Origin of the sequence: Streptomyces sp. NPDC058157 (genome assembly GCF_042884105.1) — a bacterium.
GTDB lineage: Bacteria > Actinomycetota > Actinomycetes > Streptomycetales > Streptomycetaceae > Streptomyces.
The window spans coordinates 20,350-39,537 of record NZ_JBHVUQ010000023.1; the positions used below are offsets into that span (position 1 = coordinate 20,350).

19 protein-coding genes and 4 pseudogenes are annotated in these 19,188 nt (G+C 71.7%); 12 read left to right on the forward strand and 11 right to left on the reverse strand.

Annotation, left to right across the window (positions count from 1 at the left end; translation table 11 throughout):
* Positions 1–83 precede the first annotated feature (83 nt).
* Positions 84–239: a hypothetical protein gene (locus ACFVXK_RS08625; protein WP_389610775.1), complete on the reverse strand. Its 156-nt coding sequence runs from the start codon at positions 237–239 to the stop codon at positions 84–86.
* A gap of 374 nt (positions 240–613) precedes the next feature.
* Here ACFVXK_RS08625 and ACFVXK_RS08630 point away from each other — a divergent pair.
* Both ACFVXK_RS08630 and ACFVXK_RS08635 read left to right on the forward strand, forming a co-directional pair.
* Positions 614–709: pseudogene (locus tag ACFVXK_RS08630) on the forward strand (AAA family ATPase); the annotation flags it as partial.
* Between the two features lie 132 nt (positions 710–841).
* Positions 842–1,087, forward strand: a complete 246-nt coding sequence (locus tag ACFVXK_RS08635) for a hypothetical protein (RefSeq protein ID WP_389610776.1) — start codon at positions 842–844, stop codon at positions 1,085–1,087.
* A 118-nt stretch (positions 1,088–1,205) separates the two neighbouring features.
* Here ACFVXK_RS08635 and ACFVXK_RS08640 read toward each other — a convergent pair whose 3' ends face one another.
* The 5 genes from ACFVXK_RS08640 to ACFVXK_RS08660 all read right to left on the reverse strand — a co-directional run bounded on the left by ACFVXK_RS08640 (position 1,206) and on the right by ACFVXK_RS08660 (position 3,661).
* Positions 1,206–1,901, reverse strand: a complete 696-nt coding sequence (locus tag ACFVXK_RS08640; RefSeq protein ID WP_389610777.1) for a DUF6766 family protein — start codon at positions 1,899–1,901, stop codon at positions 1,206–1,208.
* 86 nt (positions 1,902–1,987) lie between these two features.
* On the reverse strand, positions 1,988–2,380 hold the full coding sequence (locus tag ACFVXK_RS08645; RefSeq protein ID WP_389610778.1) for a hypothetical protein: 393 nt from the start codon (positions 2,378–2,380) through the stop codon (positions 1,988–1,990).
* Between the two features lie 32 nt (positions 2,381–2,412).
* Entirely contained in the window at positions 2,413–2,547 is a 135-nt protein-coding gene (locus ACFVXK_RS08650) for a hypothetical protein (RefSeq protein WP_389610779.1), read from the reverse strand.
* A gap of 14 nt (positions 2,548–2,561) precedes the next feature.
* A complete protein-coding gene (locus tag ACFVXK_RS08655) occupies positions 2,562–2,837 on the reverse strand; it encodes an isoamylase early set domain-containing protein (RefSeq protein ID WP_389610780.1) in 276 nt (91 codons plus the stop codon).
* A gap of 251 nt (positions 2,838–3,088) precedes the next feature.
* Entirely contained in the window at positions 3,089–3,661 is a 573-nt protein-coding gene (locus tag ACFVXK_RS08660) for a cysteine hydrolase family protein (RefSeq protein ID WP_389610781.1), read from the reverse strand.
* 487 nt (positions 3,662–4,148) lie between these two features.
* Here ACFVXK_RS08660 and ACFVXK_RS08665 point away from each other — a divergent pair, with 487 nt between their 5' ends.
* From ACFVXK_RS08665 to ACFVXK_RS08680, 4 genes and pseudogenes are all read left to right on the forward strand, one after another.
* Positions 4,149–4,625, forward strand: a complete 477-nt coding sequence (locus ACFVXK_RS08665; RefSeq protein ID WP_389610782.1) for a hemerythrin domain-containing protein — start codon at positions 4,149–4,151, stop codon at positions 4,623–4,625.
* A 123-nt stretch (positions 4,626–4,748) separates the two neighbouring features.
* Positions 4,749–4,976, forward strand: a complete 228-nt coding sequence (locus tag ACFVXK_RS08670) for a hypothetical protein (RefSeq protein WP_389610783.1) — start codon at positions 4,749–4,751, stop codon at positions 4,974–4,976.
* A gap of 66 nt (positions 4,977–5,042) precedes the next feature.
* Positions 5,043–5,396: pseudogene (locus tag ACFVXK_RS08675) on the forward strand (SDR family NAD(P)-dependent oxidoreductase); the annotation flags it as partial.
* 155 nt (positions 5,397–5,551) lie between these two features.
* Entirely contained in the window at positions 5,552–7,093 is a 1,542-nt protein-coding gene (locus tag ACFVXK_RS08680) for an FAD-dependent oxidoreductase (RefSeq protein WP_389610784.1), read from the forward strand.
* 143 nt (positions 7,094–7,236) lie between these two features.
* Here the strand turns inward: ACFVXK_RS08680 and ACFVXK_RS08685 are convergent, their stop codons facing one another.
* The 3 genes and pseudogenes from ACFVXK_RS08685 to ACFVXK_RS08695 form a co-directional block, all read right to left on the reverse strand.
* Positions 7,237–8,421 carry an alcohol dehydrogenase catalytic domain-containing protein gene (locus tag ACFVXK_RS08685; protein WP_389610785.1) on the reverse strand — a complete coding sequence of 395 codons (1,185 nt, stop codon included), beginning with the start codon at positions 8,419–8,421 and terminating at the stop codon, positions 7,237–7,239.
* Between the two features lie 25 nt (positions 8,422–8,446).
* A pseudogene (locus ACFVXK_RS08690) lies at positions 8,447–8,861 on the reverse strand (CBS domain-containing protein).
* A 545-nt stretch (positions 8,862–9,406) separates the two neighbouring features.
* Positions 9,407–10,057 (reverse strand): hypothetical protein, encoded by a 651-nt coding sequence (locus ACFVXK_RS08695; RefSeq protein ID WP_389610786.1) that lies wholly within the window; start codon positions 10,055–10,057, stop codon positions 9,407–9,409.
* Positions 10,058–10,251: 194 nt separating this feature from the next.
* Between ACFVXK_RS08695 and ACFVXK_RS08700 the strand changes: the two genes are divergently transcribed.
* From ACFVXK_RS08700 to ACFVXK_RS08720, 5 genes and pseudogenes are all read left to right on the forward strand, one after another.
* Positions 10,252–12,696, forward strand: a complete 2,445-nt coding sequence (locus ACFVXK_RS08700; RefSeq protein ID WP_389610815.1) for a molybdopterin oxidoreductase family protein — start codon at positions 10,252–10,254, stop codon at positions 12,694–12,696.
* Positions 12,693–13,490: an SDR family NAD(P)-dependent oxidoreductase gene (locus ACFVXK_RS08705; protein WP_389610787.1), complete on the forward strand. Its 798-nt coding sequence runs from the start codon at positions 12,693–12,695 to the stop codon at positions 13,488–13,490. The genes ACFVXK_RS08700 and ACFVXK_RS08705 overlap by 4 nt, the downstream gene beginning before the upstream one ends.
* A gap of 123 nt (positions 13,491–13,613) precedes the next feature.
* Positions 13,614–13,997, forward strand: a pseudogene (locus ACFVXK_RS08710) (SDR family oxidoreductase); the annotation flags it as partial.
* Between the two features lie 2 nt (positions 13,998–13,999).
* Positions 14,000–15,001, forward strand: coding sequence for a PHP domain-containing protein (locus tag ACFVXK_RS08715; protein ID WP_389610788.1), 1,002 nt, complete (start codon positions 14,000–14,002; stop codon positions 14,999–15,001).
* On the forward strand, positions 14,998–15,399 hold the full coding sequence (locus ACFVXK_RS08720; RefSeq protein WP_389610789.1) for a TraR/DksA family transcriptional regulator: 402 nt from the start codon (positions 14,998–15,000) through the stop codon (positions 15,397–15,399). The genes ACFVXK_RS08715 and ACFVXK_RS08720 overlap by 4 nt, the downstream gene beginning before the upstream one ends.
* A 368-nt stretch (positions 15,400–15,767) precedes the next feature.
* Here ACFVXK_RS08720 and ACFVXK_RS08725 read toward each other — a convergent pair whose 3' ends face one another.
* Positions 15,768–17,234 carry an aminotransferase class I/II-fold pyridoxal phosphate-dependent enzyme gene (locus ACFVXK_RS08725; RefSeq protein WP_389610790.1) on the reverse strand — a complete coding sequence of 489 codons (1,467 nt, stop codon included), beginning with the start codon at positions 17,232–17,234 and terminating at the stop codon, positions 15,768–15,770.
* Positions 17,235–17,348: 114 nt separating this feature from the next.
* Between ACFVXK_RS08725 and ACFVXK_RS08730 the strand changes: the two genes are divergently transcribed.
* A complete protein-coding gene (locus ACFVXK_RS08730; protein ID WP_389610791.1) occupies positions 17,349–18,572 on the forward strand; it encodes an amidohydrolase in 1,224 nt (407 codons plus the stop codon).
* Positions 18,573–18,671: 99 nt separating this feature from the next.
* Here the strand turns inward: ACFVXK_RS08730 and ACFVXK_RS08735 are convergent, their stop codons facing one another.
* Complete coding sequence (locus ACFVXK_RS08735; protein ID WP_389610792.1) at positions 18,672–19,154, reverse strand: MSMEG_6728 family protein; 483 nt, start codon at positions 19,152–19,154, stop codon at positions 18,672–18,674.
* Between the last annotated feature and the right edge of the window lie 34 nt (positions 19,155–19,188).

Consider the following 19,188-nt stretch of genomic DNA (forward strand, 5'->3'; position numbering starts at 1 on the left):
GGCTCTGCGCGGCCGCGGGGGGGCCCGGGCGGGGGGCCCCGGCCGGCCCCGGGGGGCCCGCGCGGGGGCCCCCCGCCCCCGCGTCAGCTCCCCCAGATGCCCACGCCGCGCTGCGGCTGGTCACTCACGGCCGCCGCCACGCCGCTGCCCTGAGCACCCCCCTTCGCGCCGGAGCCCGGTTCGGCCGCGGAGGCCGCCCCCGTGAAGCCGGTCAGCGTGAGGCCGGTGATGAGCGTCATGGCCGCGAGGCGGCTTCGTATGCGTCGCTTCGGCATTCTTGATGTCCCTCCCGTGAAGCGCGGCGGCACGGCACCGCCCGCGCCAGCATATGCCGCCACGGTCGCACGCCCGTTCGCCAACGTCGACGGGGAAGGAGCTGAGGCGACTCCATCAAGTCACCGATCCCGGCGGCCAATCCGGCGGAAGGCGTGGTCGGTGGCTCGCGCCCGGGAGTGAGCGATCGCAGAACGTGATGACAGTACACAGCGTGAGCATGGAGCCCGAGTGCATCCCTCGACACCGCACGAACGCGCCCAATCACGTCCATTACTTCGACATCGGTACCGGCACCTGGCACGGAAAGGCCACCTTCCGCGTCACCTCGTCGGCCGGGAGCAGCGTCGGCATCGCCTCCAACGAGTCGTTCTCCGGCTGGACCAAGACCTTTACCGACACCGGCTCCTACCGCCTGGCCACGAACCGAGCCTGAGCCGAGCAACAGGCAACCGCCTGAGCTGCCGAGGTTCACATGGGGGCCCGGAACTGCTTCACCGGATGGCCCATCCGGTCCGCCAGCGCCGTCAGCTCGTCCTCCCTGGACCAAAGGCGTTCGGGGTTCCAGATGGCGATCGCGAGCGTGGTGAACCCGTCGTCGCAGCAGGCCGAACTGCTGGGCCTGCGCGTCCTGGTCACGGGATGGCAGACACAGCCCCAGCGGCTGATGGCCGACATCGCCGGCATCCCCGGCCCTGGCATGGCCACCGGCGAACGCTACACACTGCCCGGCTTCCGCCGCCTCATCCGCGAACGAGCCCTACGCACCCTCGTCCCGCCGGACCCGGACGACGGGTGGCACCCCTGCGGGTAGCCGACGGCGGTGACGGCACGCTGTCCAGCGAACCGCCCATCGCACGGAGAGCCAGTGAGGAGCCCGGGAATGGCCCCATCGACTGCTGGTGGTTCGCCCGCGGAACGGGACACGGGCGTCAGCCTTCGACGCCGGTGCTGGTGTGGGCGGCGCCGACGGGCTTCGATTCGGGAGAGCCGCGCTGGCGCAGGTAGATCGACAGGACGACCATGGCGGCGACCGCGAGGAGTTCGGACTGCCAGTTCTGGAGGGTCCGGCCCCAGAAGTCGGGGGTGGTGAGGTATCCCGCCCAGCTGACGGGGTCCTCCAGCTGCCGGAGCTGCTGGTCGTTGTAAGCGGCGGTGCCGGTGATGGACTGGGCCGTCCAGGACAGCACGAACAGGGTTCCCATGACGGTGCCCAGAGAGCGTGCGTAAAGGCTCTGGCGCCAGTCACCGGTGCCGGCCCAGCGCGGCGAGTCGGGGCGGGCGTGCTCGCCCATGCGCTGTTCCTCGTCGCTTTCGGTGCCCGCCTTGTGGACTTTTTTGGACTCCGGGGAGCCGCGCTGGACGAGGTAGACGGTGCCGAAGATGTAGAGGAAGAACTGCAGGAACTCCGACTGCCAGTTCTCGGTCACGTCGACGGCGAAGTCCGAGGACGCCAGGTAGTCGGCGAAAGTGATGGGCTGGAGGCCGTCCACGGTCATCTGTTCGTTGAATCCGGCGTGCCCGGTGACCGCCTGGCAGGCGAGGACCACCAGGAAGGCGATGCCGAAGGCGAGGGTCAGGCTGTTCTGCCGCCAGAACCCCCTGCGTGCTTCGCGGTCGTCGGTCATCGCTGGAGTACCCCGATGGTGATGAAGTAGCCGAGTCCACCGAGGATGACGACGAGGGTGGTGACGAAGAGGAACCGCAAGACGACTCACGCCCCCTTGATCGTGCAGTGGTAAGGCTGGTCTGAGCGCGGCGTGCAACCCGCGGCCACGACCTTCCAGCCGGCGGTGAACAGCGACAGGAACAGGGTGTCGCCGTCCATCCGTACCATCGCCTGCCGGCCGTACGCCTCGACCTTCCGGATGCCGTGGGTTGTCGGCAGTTCCTGCGAGGCGAGCGCGGTGGGGCACCCCTTCCGCTCGTCCTGCTCCAGCTGCTGACGGGTCTGCGGTGCCAGCAGCTCGCAGGCACGCGCACGGTCCTGCGAGGTGATGGCGGCTTCGAAGGCGACTCCGGCCGCGGCCGCGGCGTCCTGCCGTTCCGCCGGCGCACCGCACCCGGCCGCCCCGAGCACCGCCACCACGGAGAGCAGCCCGCACATCAGTCGCCGCTCTGCTCGGCGCCGTGATCGGATCACTTCGATGCGGCGCTGGAAACAGCCGGCGGGTCGCACGGTGCCTGCTCCGGTGCGGCCTCGCGGGCGGCGGCGTGGAACACCTTCTCCTCGGTCCAGGCGGGGCCGGTCAGCTTCAGCACGATCGCATCCATCCGGGCGCTTCCCGTCATGTGTTGACACGGCCGTTGGAGCCGTCATGGGCGTCCGCCTGGTCGTCGTCGAACCAGTGGTTTCCGGTCGCCAGGTAGCGGAAGGAGTGGCTGCTGTGCGTGGGCAGGACGACCGTGGCGGCGCGCATGCCGTCACCCCGGGCCTGTAGCGGGTGGGCGGCAGGGTTCCAGTTGTTGAAGTCCCCTACGACGCTGACCGGCCCGTCCGGACTGTCTGCCGGGAGAACGAAAGTGACCTGCATGCGGCCCTTGAGCTGTTTACGTTCGAGCACAGGTGGCTCCTGACGTGCAAAAGGTGGCAGGGGTTCCAGCACACTCGCATGGTGGTCCGCTGCCCCAGCTCCGCACACGCCGCCGTCGGCGGGAGCGTCACCCACCTGGATGCCGAGCTTCGTTGCCCACGCCCACCGTCTGCCCGGCGTCGCGGGGACCGCGTCGGAGTGGCCGGCACACCGCCGCAGCCGGCCTCACCCCTCGTCGACCGAGCGGCGGGCCGCCCCGGCAGGTGCCGTACGTGCCGCGGTCAGCCTGAGGGGGCGGCCCCGAAGGAGACCTCGCCGCTCGGGCGAAGCTCAGCCGCCATGTTGCGTTCCATCATCCGCAGAGCCGCCTCGGCGAGGTCGGCATCGATGTGGGCGACCGCGTCAAGGGCGCAGATGACGTCGAGGTGCCGGATGTGGGCGTCCAGGGCCGAGTACAGCACGCACTGCTCGGTCACCTGCCCGCACAGCACCACCCGCCTGACAGCGAGCTGGCCCAGCAGGTAGGCCAGGGGGGTTTCGAAGAAGACGGAGTGCCTGGCCTTGACGACGAAGAGGTCATCCCCGTCAGGTGCGATCGGCTCGACCAGGTCGGAGTAGCGGCCGCTGAGGGCGGCTTCGAGGATCTCACCGTGGTGGGAACGCCAGCGGCCGAAGTTGTCGTTCACGTAGACGACGGGCGCGCGGGCGTCCCGCGCTCGCCTGAGGAGCGCCCCGATGCCCGGAAGTGCCTCGCGAACGGACCGCACGAGTACCTCGGCGTCCTCGTGCTCGTAGGTGTTCAGCATGTCGATCACGATGAGTGCCGTCCGGTCCGTTCCGGTGCTTTCGGTCACGCCGGGCGCCTGCCCGCGCCGCTGGGAGCCAACCAGCGTCGGAGGCCCGCTCAGTGCCGCGGCCTTCCAGGACGCCATGGTCCAGGCCATGGGTAGACGAGGTCGGCGCTCAGGCATCGGGGCGTCGGAGCGCGGATCGGGTCCGTGTCGGTCCCGGCACAGGACGGGGCGTCGTCTTTCGGCGGGCGGCGGCCGTACGTAGGCGTCGGCGGCCTCGCGGTGCAGCGTGCGCGACGTCGCGGGGACGCTCGGCTGGGCGAGGCGGTCACGTCGTGGCCCATGGCGTCACGGCTCCACAGCTGCGGGGCCGTGAGTGTCGCTGCCATCCGAGCACGGAGAGTCACCTGTGTGCTGGGCGCAGTGCTGGTCCGGGCGGGCGGTCTCCCGGGTGTCCGGCGGGAAAAGGTCAGGGCTGCAGGGTCCGGCGGGCGAGGGTGGGTGTCGGTGCCCGGCCGACGCCCGGCACACCCCAGTGGAGGAGGCGTACATGGACGCGATCGTGCTGCTCCGTGAGGACCACAAGACGGTGGAGAAGCTTTTCAAACGGTTCGAGAAGACCGGCGACGACGATCTGTCCGAGCGGCGGTCCATCGCCGACGAGGTGATCGAGGAGCTGACGGTGCACGCCTGGATCGAGGAGCAGGTCTTCTACCCCGCCGCCCGCGAGGCCGCCCCCGACACCACCGACCACATCCTGGAGAGCATCGAGGAGCACCACGCCGTGGTGTGGATGCTGTCCGAGATCAAGGGCATGGACCCGTCCGACGAGCGGTTCAAGGCCAAGATGAGCGTCCTGATGGAGAACGTGCGCCACCACGTCGAAGAAGAGGAACAGGAGTGGTTCCCCGACGTGCGCAAGGCCATGGGGCGCAACAGGCTCACCGAACTCGGCGACCGGCTGGAATCCGAGAAGCGCAAGGCCCCGCGGGACCCCCTCGCCGTACCGAGCGCGGACAGCAAGTGAGCGGCCCCCGCGGGCGTCGGCCCCGGGCGGAACGAGGTTCTCCATGAGCAGCCCGGTCGGTCTGTCGCAAGGCTGCCTGAATGCCGTCCACCGCCTGAAGGAGACGCGCGCGAGATCAATACGGTGATCCTCCGCGTCGAAGGCCCCACCGGAGTGCTGGTGCCGGACCTGGAGGGCGACCTCACCGAGGAGGGACTGGTGCGGGCGCTTCCCCGCGAGGCAGCGCGGGTGGTCTTCCACGAGCTGTTCTTCGCGTGGGGTACCGAAGGCTCGTCGCGCTCGCCGGCTGAGCCCCGCGGGCGCCGGCGGCGGTGCCGGTCCGCCCCCGGCTTCCTGGCGGACCGGCGGTGACCGCCTACCGAAGATCGGGGCTGGAGACTACGAGGGGGGGCGCCCGCGGGGCTCAGCCGGCGAGCGGATGAGCGGGGCGTGCGCCGGGGCCTGGACGTGGATCTGGTCGGACCGCTGCTGTGCGGCCGGCGCGCCGCCCGCTGGATGATCAAGCAGGGGCGGGGCGGCCGCATCGTCAAGATCACCTCGGTGCACGAGCATCAACCCCCAGTGGGCACTGCCCCGTACTGCGCGGCCAAAGCTGGTCCGGCCCTGCTCACCCAGGTCATGCCGGCCAAGAGGACATCGACGTGCGCTCCGTGGAACGGCCCGGGATCCCGCTCGGACGTCCGGTGACGCGCGCGAGGTCGCGGCGGGAGGCTGCGCATGGGGCCGATGGCGGGCTCGCACCTGGAGAGCGACGTGTGGCGCAGACCGTGAGTGGACGGCCGGGCCCGGCCGTCCACCGCTTCCGCCACGATCCATCGATGTCGCAGCCGTGATACCCGCTCTCCGGCGGGCGTTCCGCGTCGGAGCCCGAGGTAGCGTCAACGGGCGCTGCGCATCGCAGCACGCTTCCCGGGCAGGCGCGGGGCATGACCCCGATCCACGAAGACAACGAGTCCTACTGGATGCAGACGACCGCCCTGCCCTCCTTCGCCCCGCTGACCGCCGACACCGAGGCGGACGCGGCCGTGATCGGCGGCGGAATCGCAGGCCTCAGTACGGCCTGGGAACTCACCCGCGCCGGAGTGAGCGTCGTACTGCTGGAAGCCGGAGGGCTGGCGGGAGGCGTGACGGGCCACACCACCGGCAAGGTCACCGCCCTTCACACCACCGTCTACGACACGCTGCGGAACGAACACGGGGAGGACGCGGCCCGGCTCTACGCGGCGTCCCAGAGCGCCGCGCTGCAGCACATCATCGACGTGGCCCGGGACCTGGGCACGGACTGCAACCTGGAGCGCCGGCCTGCCCTCACGTACTGCGAGGATCCCGAGGGGGTCAAGGCACTCCGCGCCGAGGCCGATGCCGCCCGGGCGGCGGGGCTCGACGCCTCCTTCGTCACCGAGACGGGCCTGCCGTACCCGGTCGCGGGTGCCGTCCGGGTCGAGGACCAGGCCCAGTTCCACCCTCTGGCGTACCTGCGGGGGATCGTGGAGGACCTCGTCGCGAGGGGCGGCCGCCTCCACGAGAACACACGCGTCACCGAGGTGGAGGAGGGCGACCCGTGCCGCCTCACGACCTCCTCCGGCGGCACCGTCCGCGCCCGCCACGTGATCGTGGCCACCCATCACCCGGTCTTCGACCACGCCGTCCTCGCCACCCGGCTCACCCAGCACCGCGACCTGGTGATCGCGGGCCCGCTCCCCTCCAGCCTGGATCCGGAGGGCATGTACATCACCAGGGAGGGCGGCAAGCGGTCCGTCCGCACCGCCCCCCTCGGCGACGGCGAACGGCTCCTGATCGTCACCGGAGAGGCCTTCACCCCCGGCACCGGCTGGGACACGGAAGCCGGGTACGCCCGCTTGCTGTCCTGGGCCCAGGAGCGCTTCCCCGGATTCGAGGTGAGCCACCGGTGGGCGGCGCAGGACAACGCCGCCACCGACGGCCTTCCCCTGATCGGCCGGATGCGCGCCGGCGAGAACCTCTACGTGGCCACCGGCTTCGCCGGGTGGGGCATGACCGGCGGGGTCCTGGCCGGACGACTGATCGCTTCCCTCGTCGCGGAAGCCGAACACCCGTGGGCGGCCCTGTACGACCCCGGCCGCTCAGGTGCCGTCCTCGGGTCGGCCTCCGCCTTCCTGAAGGCCCAGTGGGAGACCGGCAAGCACTTCGTCAAAGACCGCCTGGACACCCTGGGCGACGGTACGAACGGACCCGTCGGCACGCTACCGCCGGGCGCGGGAACAGTGGTCCGCACGGCCGACGGGCCGTGCGCCGTACACCGCGACGACCGAGGCCACCTGCACGCCGTCTCGGCCGTCTGCACCCACATGGGCTGCCTGGTCGCCTTCAACAACGCTGAGCGCACCTGGGAGTGCCCCTGCCACGGCTCCCGCTTCGGCGTCGAGGGCGAAGTCCTCCAGGGCCCGGCGCTGCGACCGCTGGAACGACGGGAACCCACAGATCTCTGAACCCGCCTGGCACGAAGCCACCGACTACGAGGCCGACCACGGTCCGGGCGGGCGGACGACTACCGGGTGTCTCGTCACGACATCACCTCTCCTCGTACCGGAAACCGACGGGGCCTGGAGGCTCTCCTTACCGGTTCGGCCCGTCAGGGATGGAAGAGGACCTTCACCATGTCGTCCCGCTTCTGCTGGAAGTCCGCGTACGCCTGCGGGGCGTCGTCCAGGGGCAGGTGGTGGGTGGCGAAGCCTTCGGCGCCGAGGGGGTCCCCGTCGGTCAGCAGGGGGAGCAGGTCGTCGACCCAGCGGCGGACGTTGGCCTGACCCATGCGCAGCTGGATCTGCTTGTCGAACATCGTCAGCAGCGGCAGCGGGTCGGCGGCACCGCCGTAGACCCCGGAGATGGAGATGGTGCCGCCCCGGCGTACGAGCTCGACGGCGAGTTTCAGGGCCGCCAGGCTGTCCACGCCGGCCTTCTTCATCAGTGCGGCGGCCAGGGCGTCGGGGAGCAGGCCGGTGGCGGTCTGCGCGGCCCTGGCGGCGGCGCCGCCGTGGGCCTCCATGCCGACGGCGTCGATCACGGCGTCCGGGCCGCGGCCGCCGGTGGCGTCGCGGACGGCCTCGACGAGCTGCTCCCCGTACCGGTGCAGGTCGAGGACCTGTACGCCGTTGCCAGCGGCGCGGGCGAGCCGTTCGGGCACCAGGTCGACGCCGATCACCCTGCCGGCCCCGCGGTGGGCTGCGATGCGGGTGCACATGTCGCCGATGGGCCCGAGGCCCAGGACGGCGATGCTGCCTCCGGACGGTACGTCGGCGTAGACGACGGCCTGCCAGGCGGTGGGCAGGACGTCCGACAGGTATACGAACCGCTCGTCGGGCGGTCCCTCGGGAACCCGGATCGGGAGGGTGTCGGCGAAGGGGACACGCAGGTACTCGGCCTGGCCGCCGGGGACCTGGCCGTAGAGCTTGGTGTATCCGAACAGGCTCGCGCCGCTGCCGTGTTCGCGGACCTGGGTGGTCTCGCACTGCGAGTGCAGGCCGCGCACGCACATGAAGCAGGTCCCGCAGGACACGTTGAACGGTACGACGACCCGGTCGCCGGGCTTCAGGTCCCGGACCTGTGGCCCCACCTCGGCAACCACTCCCATGGGTTCGTGTCCCAGGATGTCGCCCGCGTCCAGGAACGGCCCGAGCACCTCGTACAGGTGCAGATCGGATCCGCACAGTCCGGTCGTCGTCACCTCGATCACGGCATCGGTGGGGTCGACGATCTGCGGATCCGGGACGTCCGTCACCTCGATCTTGCGGCGGCCCTGCCAGGTCACGGCCTTCATCTCGGCTCGCCTCCTCGGTCACATGTCAGCTGGAAAGGGCTTCGAGGAGCTCCCCGACCTGCGCGTCGGGCAGGGCGCGGGCGACGTCGGCCTGGGCGACGACGCCGACGAGGGTGTGGCCGTCGATCACGGGCAGGCGGCGGACCTTGTGCTCGGACATGGTCCTGAGGATCTCGGCGGCGTCGTCGTCCGCGCCGATGGTGACCGCCTCGCCCTGGGCGAGTTCGCCGGCCAGGCAGGTGGCGGGGGTCCTTCCCGGCGCCGAGGACCTTCACGACGATGTCGCGGTCGGTGAACATGCCGTTGAGGAGCTGGTCGCTGCCGCAGATCGGCAGGGCGCCCACCCCGAGGCTCGTCATCTTCTTCGCAGCGTCCAGGATGCTGTCGTCGGCACCGATGCAGGTGGCGTCCGGCGTCATGATCTCGCGTGCGGTAGTCATGATCTCTCCTCGGATTCGATCGGCCGCGCGGTCGGCCCGGCAGCCCGGTATGCGAGCGCCTGCCCTCCACCAGCAGCTCCAAGCAGCCCACCCCTGGCTGATTCGACGAAGCAGGCGCACGGACGCCCCTGGCCGCCTGGTGCGTGGACTGGCACGACCCCACCGCCAGGCAGGGGGAATCCGGCGGCCCGACGCTCCGTCCCTGCGCACGGCCCCGGTCGGCGCCGCCAGGAGGTACACCACCGCCGCCCCTTCGGGTGACGAGGCTACGCCGGCCCGGCAGCTACGCCGGATGGTTGGGGTCCGGGCGCTGGTGTGTCAGGCAGCGGGGATCCGGCAGGCCCGTCACCAAGCGCATACCTGTTCCTGAAGCCCGTACGCGACGTCACCGGCGCGGTGTCCCTGGCCGGGGACAACGAGGCGCACCATCGAGCCGGCACCGCCGTTCTGCCCGACGGGCGGGCCCCACCCGAACGGCCCCGGCAGGCTTCAACCGCTCCTGGCGCGGGCAAGGGCGTCGGCGCACGGAAGACTGCCGCGCCCAGTCACAGCTCTGGGCGTTCTCCCGGCTCGGCCCCTTGACGGACCGCGTCGGATCGGGGGCCGCGGCGTCCTACCGGAAGGAGGGCCCCATGTCGGGTGTCCTCCAGGGCGAAGGCGGCGGCCGCGTACAGGGCGGTCGCCGTCAGGACGAGTCCGATGAGGCCGGCCGCGTCTTCCCATCCCGGTCCCCCGGTCAGCTCGTGCAGCCCGGCCGCGCCCAGACGCAGTGCGGCGCAGCCGATCACAAGGGTGGCCGCGATCTTGCCGGTACCGGCAGCGGCGATGGGTACCAGCAGACTCGCGGCGGTGACCATCAGGAAGAGGCCGAGCACGTGCCGCGTGCCGGGCACGGGCCCGGTACCCAGAAGGGCGCCCTGGACCAGCCAGCTTCCGGCCAGGACGGCCATGGCCGTGCCGAAGGCGGTGTCCCGGGCTCGAAAGCCCAGTACGGACGCGAAGAGTTGCAGAGGGAAGGCGAAGGCGACCATGACCACGGCGACGGCTTGCCGTTCGGCGGGCGGCGCCCACCCGAGCTGCAGGGCGGCGGTGACGAAGGCTGCGCCCGCCAGCGCCAGGAAACCCACCGGCACGGGCGTGCCGATGGGCCGCAGGACAGTCCCGGTGACATGGCGCGGGGGATCGGGTGCGGCCATCGTTCGTCTTCCTTCCGGCTCGCCATTGATGCGGTCAGGGGGCCGGCCCCCTTCGGCGCCTGCCCCGCTCAACGCCCGTTACGCCTGAGGGGCGAGCCGTGTCAGGTCGTTTGCCGCGGGTAGACGCCGCTCATCGAAAGGCCGGCGCCGCCGGCGCCGCGCGACGGAGAGGGGCGGCTGTGAGGCGGAATCCGGTGGAGGTGTCCGGCGATCGGATCACCGACCCCTGGGGAGCCCGCACCCCCTACGGGCGGGGCGGGCGGTGGCCCGTGCGTACGGACTCCTGTCTGGCCGAGGGCGTGTCCGAGGAAGACGTCGGCGCGTGGGTGCGGGCGGCTTCGCTGCTGCACTCCGACGGCGACGCGATGGACATAGCCGTCCGGGACGGACGGATCGTCGGGGTCCGCGGCCGGGCCGGCGACCGGGTCAACCGGGGCCGGCTGGAGCCGAAGGACCTGTACGCCTGGCAGGCCAACGGCTCCGCGGACCGCCTGACCCGGCCGCTGGTGCGCGAGGCCGGGCGCCTCGTCGAAAGCGACTGGCCCACGGCGATGGGCCGCATCGTCGCCAAGTCGAGGGAGCTCATCGCTTCTCACGGGCCGGAGTCGGTCGCGTTCTACACCTCCGGGCAGCTCTTCCTGGAGGAGTACTACACCCTCGCCGTCCTCGCGCGCGCCGGAATCGGCACCCCTCATCTGGACGGCAACACCCGTCTGTGCACGGCGACGGCGGCGGAGGCGCTGAAGGAGTCCTTCGGCAGCGACGGACAGCCCGGCTCGTACGGGGACATCGACCACGCGGACGCGATCGCCCTGTTCGGGCACAACATCGCCGAGACCCAGGTCGTCCAGTGGATGCGGATCCTGGACCGGCTGGACGGCCCCGACCCGCCGCGGCTGCTGTGTGTCGACCCGCGGCTCACCCCCGTGGCGCGCCGGGCCTCCGTACACCTCGCACCCCGCCTCGGCACGAACGTGGCGCTGCTCAACGCCCTGCTGCACGAGGTCATCCGCAACGGCTGGACGGACCCCGGGTTCATCGACCGCCACACGGTCGGCTTCGAGGCCCTGCGCAAGCAGGTCGCATCGTGCACGTCCCGGTGGGCCTCCGGCATCTGCGACGTGCCGGCGGCCGCGATCGAGGAGGCCGCCGAGCTGCTCGGCACCGCCGACCGCCTGCTGTCGACCGTGCTGCAGGGGTTCTACCAGGCAAACCAGGCGACCGCCGCGGCCGTCCAGGTCAACAACCTGCACCTGGTCCGCGGCATGCTCGGCCGCCCCGGGGCCGGTGTGCTCCAGATGAACGGGCAGCCCACCGCGGAGAACACCCGCGAGTGCGGAGCCGACGGGGACCTGCCGGGCTTCAGGAACTGGCAGAACGACGACCACGTGGCCGACCTCGCACGGGTCTGGAACGTGGAACCGTCGGCCATCCCCCACGACGCACCGCCCACCCACGCCATGGAGATCTTCCGCCTGGCGGAGCAGGGCACGGTACGGATGCTGTGGATCAGCGCCACCAACCCTGCCGTGTCCCTGCCCGAACTCGCCCGGATCCGCTCGATCCTCTCCCGGGAGGGCCTGTTCACGGTCGTCCAGGACCTGTTCCTGACCGAGACCGCCCAGTTCGCCGACGTGGTGCTGCCCGCGGCGACCTGGGGCGAGAAGACGGGCACCTTCACCAACGCCGACCGCACCGTCCACCTGTCCGAGAAGGCCGTGGACCCGCCCGGCGATGCCCGCCCCGACCTCGACATCTTCCTCGACTACGCGGCCCTCATGGGCTTCCAGGACAAGGACGGCGGCCGCCTGGTCCACTGGACTGGCCCGGAGGAGGCGTTCGAGGCGTGGAAGCGGTGCAGCGCCGGACGGCCCTGCGACTACACCGGCCTGAGCTACGAGAAGCTCCGCGGCCCGAGCGGCATCCAGTGGCCGTGCGCCGAGGACTCCCCCGACGGCACGGACCGCCTCTACGGCGACGGCCCGGCCTGGGCCCACCCGGACCTGTGCGAGACGTACGGAAAGGACCTGGTGACCGGAGAACCACTGGGCGAGGACTGGTACCGGTCCGTCAACCCCGACGGGAAGGCGCTCATCAGGCCTGCCCCCTACGTCCCGCCGAAGGAATGGCCGGACGATGACCACCCCTTCCAGCTCACCACCGGACGCACCCTCTACCACTTCCACACCCGCACCAAAACCGGACGGGTACCCCAACTCGTGGCCGCCGCCCCGGACGTGTGGGTGCAGATCGCGGACGCCGACGCCACCCGCCTCAAACTGGCGGAAGGAGACCTCGTCGACGTCACCACCCGGTGCGGCACCCTGCGCGGACGGCTGCGCATCGGGGCGGTCCGCCCGGGCGTCCTGTTCGTGCCCTTCCACTACGGCTACTGGGACACACCGGCCGGCAACGCCCCGGCCCCCGGCGCCCCGGGGCGCGCCGCGAACGAGACGATCCCCACCCACTGGGATCCCGTCTCCAAGCAGCCGCAGTTCAAGACCGCAGCGGCCGCCCTCACCCTCGTCGTACGGGCCGCCGGCACGGCGGGTCCGACGGGTGGCGAAGCCGCCTTGGCTTCAGATTTGCCCTCGATGCCCAGGTATCTCCCGCCTGACTCGGGTAGGCGCGGTCCATGACCCAGAACCGAGAACTTGCGGTGGTGACCGGCGCGTCCAGTGGCATCGGATTCGAGCTCGCCCGGCAGCTCGCCGGGCGAGGCTTCGACCTGATCGTGAACTCCGCCGACGGCGAGCGGCTCCGTTCCGCCGCGGAGGAGATCGGGCGGGAGAGCGGAGCCTGCGTGCAGGCCGTGCGGGCGGACCTGCGCAGCTACGACGAGGCGGAACGGTTCGTCGGAGCGGTGACCTCCTGCGGGCGCCCGGTGGCCGTGGCGGCCCTGAACGCCGGCGTCGGCGAAGGAGGAGCCTTCCTCGACACGGACCTTGAGGACGAGTTCGAGATAGTCGACCTGAACGTCCGCTCCACGGTGCACTTGGCCAAGCGGCTGCTGCGGTCGATGGCCGCGGCGGGTGCGGGACGGATGCTGATCACGTCCTCCATCGCCTCCACGATGCCGGGGTCGTTCCACGCCGTATACAACGCTTCCAAGTCGTTCCTGCAGTCCTTCTCCCAGGCCCTGCAGAACGAGCTCAAGGACACTCCCCTGACGGTGACCGCCCTGATGCCCGGCCCCACCGACACCGACTTCTTCCGGCGTGCCGACATGGAGGACACCAAGGTCGGCAGCGGTGAGAAGGACGATCCCGCCCAGGTGGCCGAACAAGGCCTCGACGCCCTCTTCGCCGGCAAGGACAAGGTCGTCGCCGGATCGCTGAAGACCCGGGCGCAGGGCATGGCCGACAAGATCCTCCCCGACAGCCTCACAGCGGAAGGACACCGCCGCATGGCCGAGCCCGGCTCGGGCGAGTAGGCACGGAAGCCACCCGCGCCCGCGCCGCGCCCGCCGCGCACCTCGCGCGCCGCCCCCAGCACTTCTGTACCCGCCTATTCCCTGACCCGTGCCACGCCCGACCGTGTCGGAAGGAGAATCACGATGTCCTCCGACGAGCAGGCCCGTCCCACAGATCCGGTGAGTCTTCACGCCGGGCCCCCGTTTCCCGAGCAGGACCAGGACGACCATTCCGGCTCGACCGAGGGGATGGACCCCCGCCCCGACCACGGTGAGGAGACCTACCGGGGCCACGGCCTGCTGGACGGGATGTTCTGGCTCACCAAGACCGCCCTGGCCCACATGCCGCGCGGCGGCTCGGTGATCAACACGGCTTCGGTACAGGGCTACCAGCCGAGTCCGCACCTCCTCGACCACGCCATGACCAAGTCCGCGATCATCTCGTCCACCCACGGCCTGGCCCACATGTTCGCCGAGCGTGGTATCCGGGTCAACGCCGTGGCGCCGGGACCGGTGTGGACCCCGCTGCCATGACCCCGGACGAAGCCCTGCGCCGGATCGCCTTCCTCCTCGAATGGCGCGGGGCGTCCCCCTACCGGGTGCGGGCCTTCCACACGGCGGCCGACGCCGTTCGCGGCCTGCCACCGGGTCCGGTGGACGCCGCGCGGGCCGCAGAGGTGCGCGGCGTGGGGCCGGTCACCGCCGAGGTGATCGCCCAGGCGTCGACCGGGGCGGTACCGCGCTACCTGGCCCGCCTGGAGACCGAAGCCGGCCCGGACGCCCGCCTCGGCTGGGAGCTCGCGGCCGCGAGCATCGGGGACTGCCACCTGCACTCGGACTGGTCGGACGGCGGCAGCCCGCTGGAGGACATGGCAGACGCGGCCCGCGCCCTGGGCCACCGGTGGGCCGTCCTGACCGACCACTCGCCGCGGCTGACGATCGCCCACGGGCTGAGCGCCGAGCGGCTCGAGAACCAGCTGGAGGCTGTGGCCGCCCTGAATTCCGGGCTGGGCCCGGGCTTCCGGCTGCTGACCGGCATCGAGTGCGACATCCTCGACGACGGCTCACTCGACCAGGACCAAGACCTGCTGGGCCGTCTCGACGTCGTCGTGGCGTCCGTGCACTCCAAGCTCCGCTCGGAGCCCGGGCCGATGACCGCCCGCCTGCTGGCCGCCGTGCGCAATCCACGCGTCGACGTCCTGGGGCACTGCACCGGTCGGATCATCACCGGCCGGGGACGCCCGCAGTCCCGCTTCGACGCCGAAGCCGTGTTCGCCGCCTGCGCGGAAGCGGGCACCGCCGTGGAGATCAATTGCCGCCCCGAGCGGCGCGACCCCCCGGACGACCTCCTCGTGCAAGCCGCCGCCGCGGGCTGCCTCTTCGCCGTGGACACCGACGCCCACGCGCCCGAACAACTGCACTGGCAGAGCACCGGATACGCCCGCGCGGCCCGCATCGGGCTGGGGGCCGACCGGCTGATCACCACCTGGCCACTCGGGCGCCTGCTGGCAGGCAGAGGTGAGCGCAAGTGAACCCGTCCGTCCCCGACGTGCCTGGTCCGGCCGCTCTCTCGATCCGCACGCGCCTCGCGGCCGACCGCGCCGACACCCTCGTGCGGCTGGCCGCGCTGAGCCGCGACTTCGACGGGATCGTGGCGGCGAACGCCCTGGTGGCCGTGGACGACGAACACGACCCCGAGGGCGGCACCACCGCCTTCGAACGAGCCCACGTGGCCTCCCTGATCGCGCAGGCACGCGAGCACCTGGACGAACTGGACCGGGCCCTGGAACGACTCGAAGCAGGTCGGTACGGACGCTGCGAAGGCTGCGGCGGGACGATTCCGCCCGAACGCCTGGCGATTCGCCCCGCGGCCACCACCTGCGTCCGCTGCGCCGGCTCCCGTCCGGGCCGCACGGCACGCGCCTCTTGACGTGTCACCGCTGGGCCCGTGGCCCAGGGCGGTTGAACCGGCCGTCACCGCGGCACGCGTTGAGCTTCGGTCCGGCAGCCGTGCGGCCGTGGCGGACGTGCGGCGTCACCTGCCGGACGCTCCTCCGGTCCGGTGGTCCTGGGGCCGGATCCCGGTGGGGGAGAGTTCCCAAGGTGAGGGCCGTACCGGACATGGTGAACCTCCGGGGAGCTGTGGGCCCCGTAAGGCCGCTTCTTGGACGTCATACGGCGGCTGCCCAGGGTGGGTGACCTCATACAGCGTTCGTTCCGGCGATCATCCCGTTCTCGTCGCTGCCCGCCTCTGGTCCCTCAGACAGCCGGGCCCCGGCTACTCCGTCCGCGCCGTGGTCACTCTTCGCAGAGCACGCGGACGCTCGTGACCTCCGTGTCGACCGCGTCCGGTACGACCATCCCGGCCTCCGCGCCGGTCCGCAGGTAGCGCAGGACGTCGGCGGTGAGGCGCTCGCCGGGCAGGGCCGCCGGGATGCCGGGCGGGTACGGGGTCAGCATCTCGGCCGCGATCCGGCCGTCCGCCTCCTGCCAGGAGACCTGCTCCGTCCGGCCGAAGAAGGCGTCACGGGGCAGCACGGCCTGCTCCAGCCGCAGCCTCGGCGGCGGCGGAACCTCCACGGGCTGTCCGGTCCGCAGCTCCGCGGCGTGCGCGGCCAGGTCGGTCAGCGCGTTCAGCAGCAGCTCCGCCGTGTCGCCGTCGTCGGCGTGGGTGAGTTGTGCGCTGATGCGGCGGTGGTCGGCGATGTGGAGGTTGATCCGGTGCTCGTCGCGCAGCCAGTCCGCGGCGCGATAGCCGGTGACCTCCCACGCGCTGATGTCGATGATGATCTGGAGGGGGTCCATGTCCGCCGCCCGGCCCGGTCCGCAGAAGTCCTCGCGGCCGTGCACGTGCATCCCGTCGATGCGGGAAATCCGCTCGCGGGTCTTCCGGGCGAGGGCGAGCGCGTGGTCGTACAGGTCCTGGCCCTGCTCGACCATCTGCCGGCGCCAGCCGTCCAGCGCGGCATAGACGAGCGACGAGGGACTGGTGGTCCCCAGCAGGTCCTCGCGGCTCTTGAGCACCTCCGGCCTGACCAGGTCGCCCTGGAGATGGAAGACGGAGCTCTGTTCCAGGCCGGAGCCCATCTTGTGGACGGAGGTGACACACACATCGGCCCCGGCGTCCATCGCCCAGGTGGGCAGATCCGGGTGGAAGGGCAGGTGGGCGCCCCACGCCTCGTCGACGATGAGGGGCCTCCCCCGGCGGTGGCAGACCTCGGCGATCGCGGCCAGGTCCGAGCAGGTGCCGTAGGGGGTGGGGGTGGTGACGAGGGCGCCACGGGCGTCGGGATGCTCGGCGAAAGCCGCCTCGAACGCCTCGGCGTCCGGCGGATGGGCGAGGTGGCGCTCGGCGTCCCACTGCGGGTCCACCCAGACGGGCCGGATGCCCGAGAGGATCAGGCCCGACACCACGGATTTGTGCGCGTCCCGGCCCACCAGCAGCTTCTCGTGCGGGCCCGCGACCGACAGCATGGCCGACTTCACCGACAGCGAGCTGCCGCAGGTGGAGAAGAACGCATGGTCCGCACCGACGGCGTCCGCCATCAGCGCCTGTGCTTCCTCGAGTACGCCGCGGGACGACGTACGGTCGTCCAGGCCGCTGGTGGCGAGCACATCGGAGCGGAACACCGCTTCGCCGAGCACGGCCAGCACCCTGGGATCGGTGCCCCGGCCCTGCTTGTGTCCCGGGGGTGTGAACGGGGTCTGACCGCTCGCGTGATAGGCGGCCAACGCATCGAGTACCGGTGCCTTCGACTGGTCCATGTCCTGCGGCTGCCCCCGCGCCCCTCGCGGAAACGGCCGTCATCGCGGAAGGGCGTAATCGGGCGAACTCGGGACAGGAGCGGGGGCGGGGCGACGAGGAGACGAGGAGACGACATGGGCGACCGTGACGCGAAGGGCGACGTGGGCGAACCGTCCGACGACCTCTACGGGCGGCTGCAGCGGGAGTGCGGCCGCCGGGCGGACGATCTCTGGGCCGTCAGCCGCGCCCTGCACGCGAACCCCGAGCTCGCCTACGAGGAACATGGTGCGGCCCGGCTGCTCACCGGCGAACTCCGGCGGGCGGGGTTCACCGTCGAGCAGGGGACCGCCGGAGTCGACACGGCTTTCGTGGCCCGCGCGGCGAAGGGGCGGGGGCGGTGCGTGGCGCTGCTGCTGGAGTACGACGCGCTGCCGGAGCTGGGGCACGCATGCGGACACAACCTGATCGCCGCGGCCGGGCTGGGAGCCGCACTGGCGTTGCGCAGCGTCCTGGAGGAAGGGTTCGAGGGCACGGTGCTCGCCGTGGGGACGCCGGCGGAGGAGCGGGGAGGGGCGAAGGTCGCCTTGACCGAGGCCGGGGTGTTCGATGATGTGGACGCCGCCCTGATGTTCCACCCCGGCGTGCACGACTGGTCATGGGCGCCGCTGACCGCGCAGACCCAGGTGCGCGTGGCCTTCCACGGTCGGGCGGCGCACCCGACGGGCGATCCGACCCGGGGGATCGATGCCCTGGCCGCCCTCATCCAGCTGTTCAACACGGCCGCCGTGATGAGCCGGCGGTTGCCGTCCGGCTCACACGTCCAGGGGATCGTCACCGAAGGAGGCAGTGCGACCAACATCGTGCCGGCCTTCGCCGAAGGCCTGTTCGGCCTGCGCGCGGCCACGACCACCGCCCTCGATGCCCTGATGGCCGAGGTCGGCGCGTGGGCGGAAGGGGTGGCGGCCGCGACCGGCACCGCGGTGGAGGTGGCCCGCCTGGGCAGGGGTTACGCGCACTTCCGGGACAACGACGTCCTTTCGGACCGTTTCGCCCTGCACATCGCACGCTCGGGTATCCGACTCACCCAGCCCGTCGGCGGGGTGTTCCTCGGCTCGTCCGACATCGGCGACGTCAGCAGCCGCGTGCCCGCCATCCATCCGTTCGTCGCCATCCTGGGCGACGGTGCGTCGGACCACACCCCGGCCTTCGCGCATGCCGCCGCCTCGGAACGGGCGCGCGAGGTGATGTTGGCTGCCGCCGAAGCCCTGGCCTGCACGGCTGCCGACGTCCTCAGCGATGCCGGCTTCACCGCCCGGGCCTGGGCCCGCCAGCGGGAGAAGGCGGCGGAGGGCCTCTGACTTCGCGGGCCGCGGCGCTTCGTGCGGTCCTTGGTCACCCGTACGAGAGCGCGGGTGCTCGCGGGCTAGGGCCGATTCCCTCTCCGAAGGGGCCGGTGCTCACGGAGTCCCGTCCGTCTCCCGGTCGGACCGGGGCCATACGTACGGCAGGTCGTCCGGTACCGCCGGGAAGCGCTCCCGGTAGAAGGCCGGGTCTTTGCGCACCAGTGCGGATTGATGGCTCCGGTGGAAGTCCTCCGCACCCAGCCACGGCGGCAGGTCCCCGTCGGCGGCCAGCTGCTCCTGCGTCCGTGGGACGCCTCCCGGCCGCCGCCACGCTCCGAAGTCCTGGACCAGGGTGACGGCACAGGTATCGGCGCGGCCCTCCGCGGTCCACACCCGGCAGATCTCCAGCCCGTACCGGACGAGTGCCTCCTCGTAGCCCGCCCACATCCGCACCGCCGGGTGCCTGCGCCATCCGTACCCCGGAACGACGAGGCCACGCAGCACCTGCACGGCCTCGACCCGCTGCTTGCCCAGCCGTCGTACGTCCAGCACGGCCGCCGAGGCGTCGAACGACGCAAACGGAAGGAACGTCTGCACCAGGTCTCCTTCCGGAACGACGGTACAAGCGGAA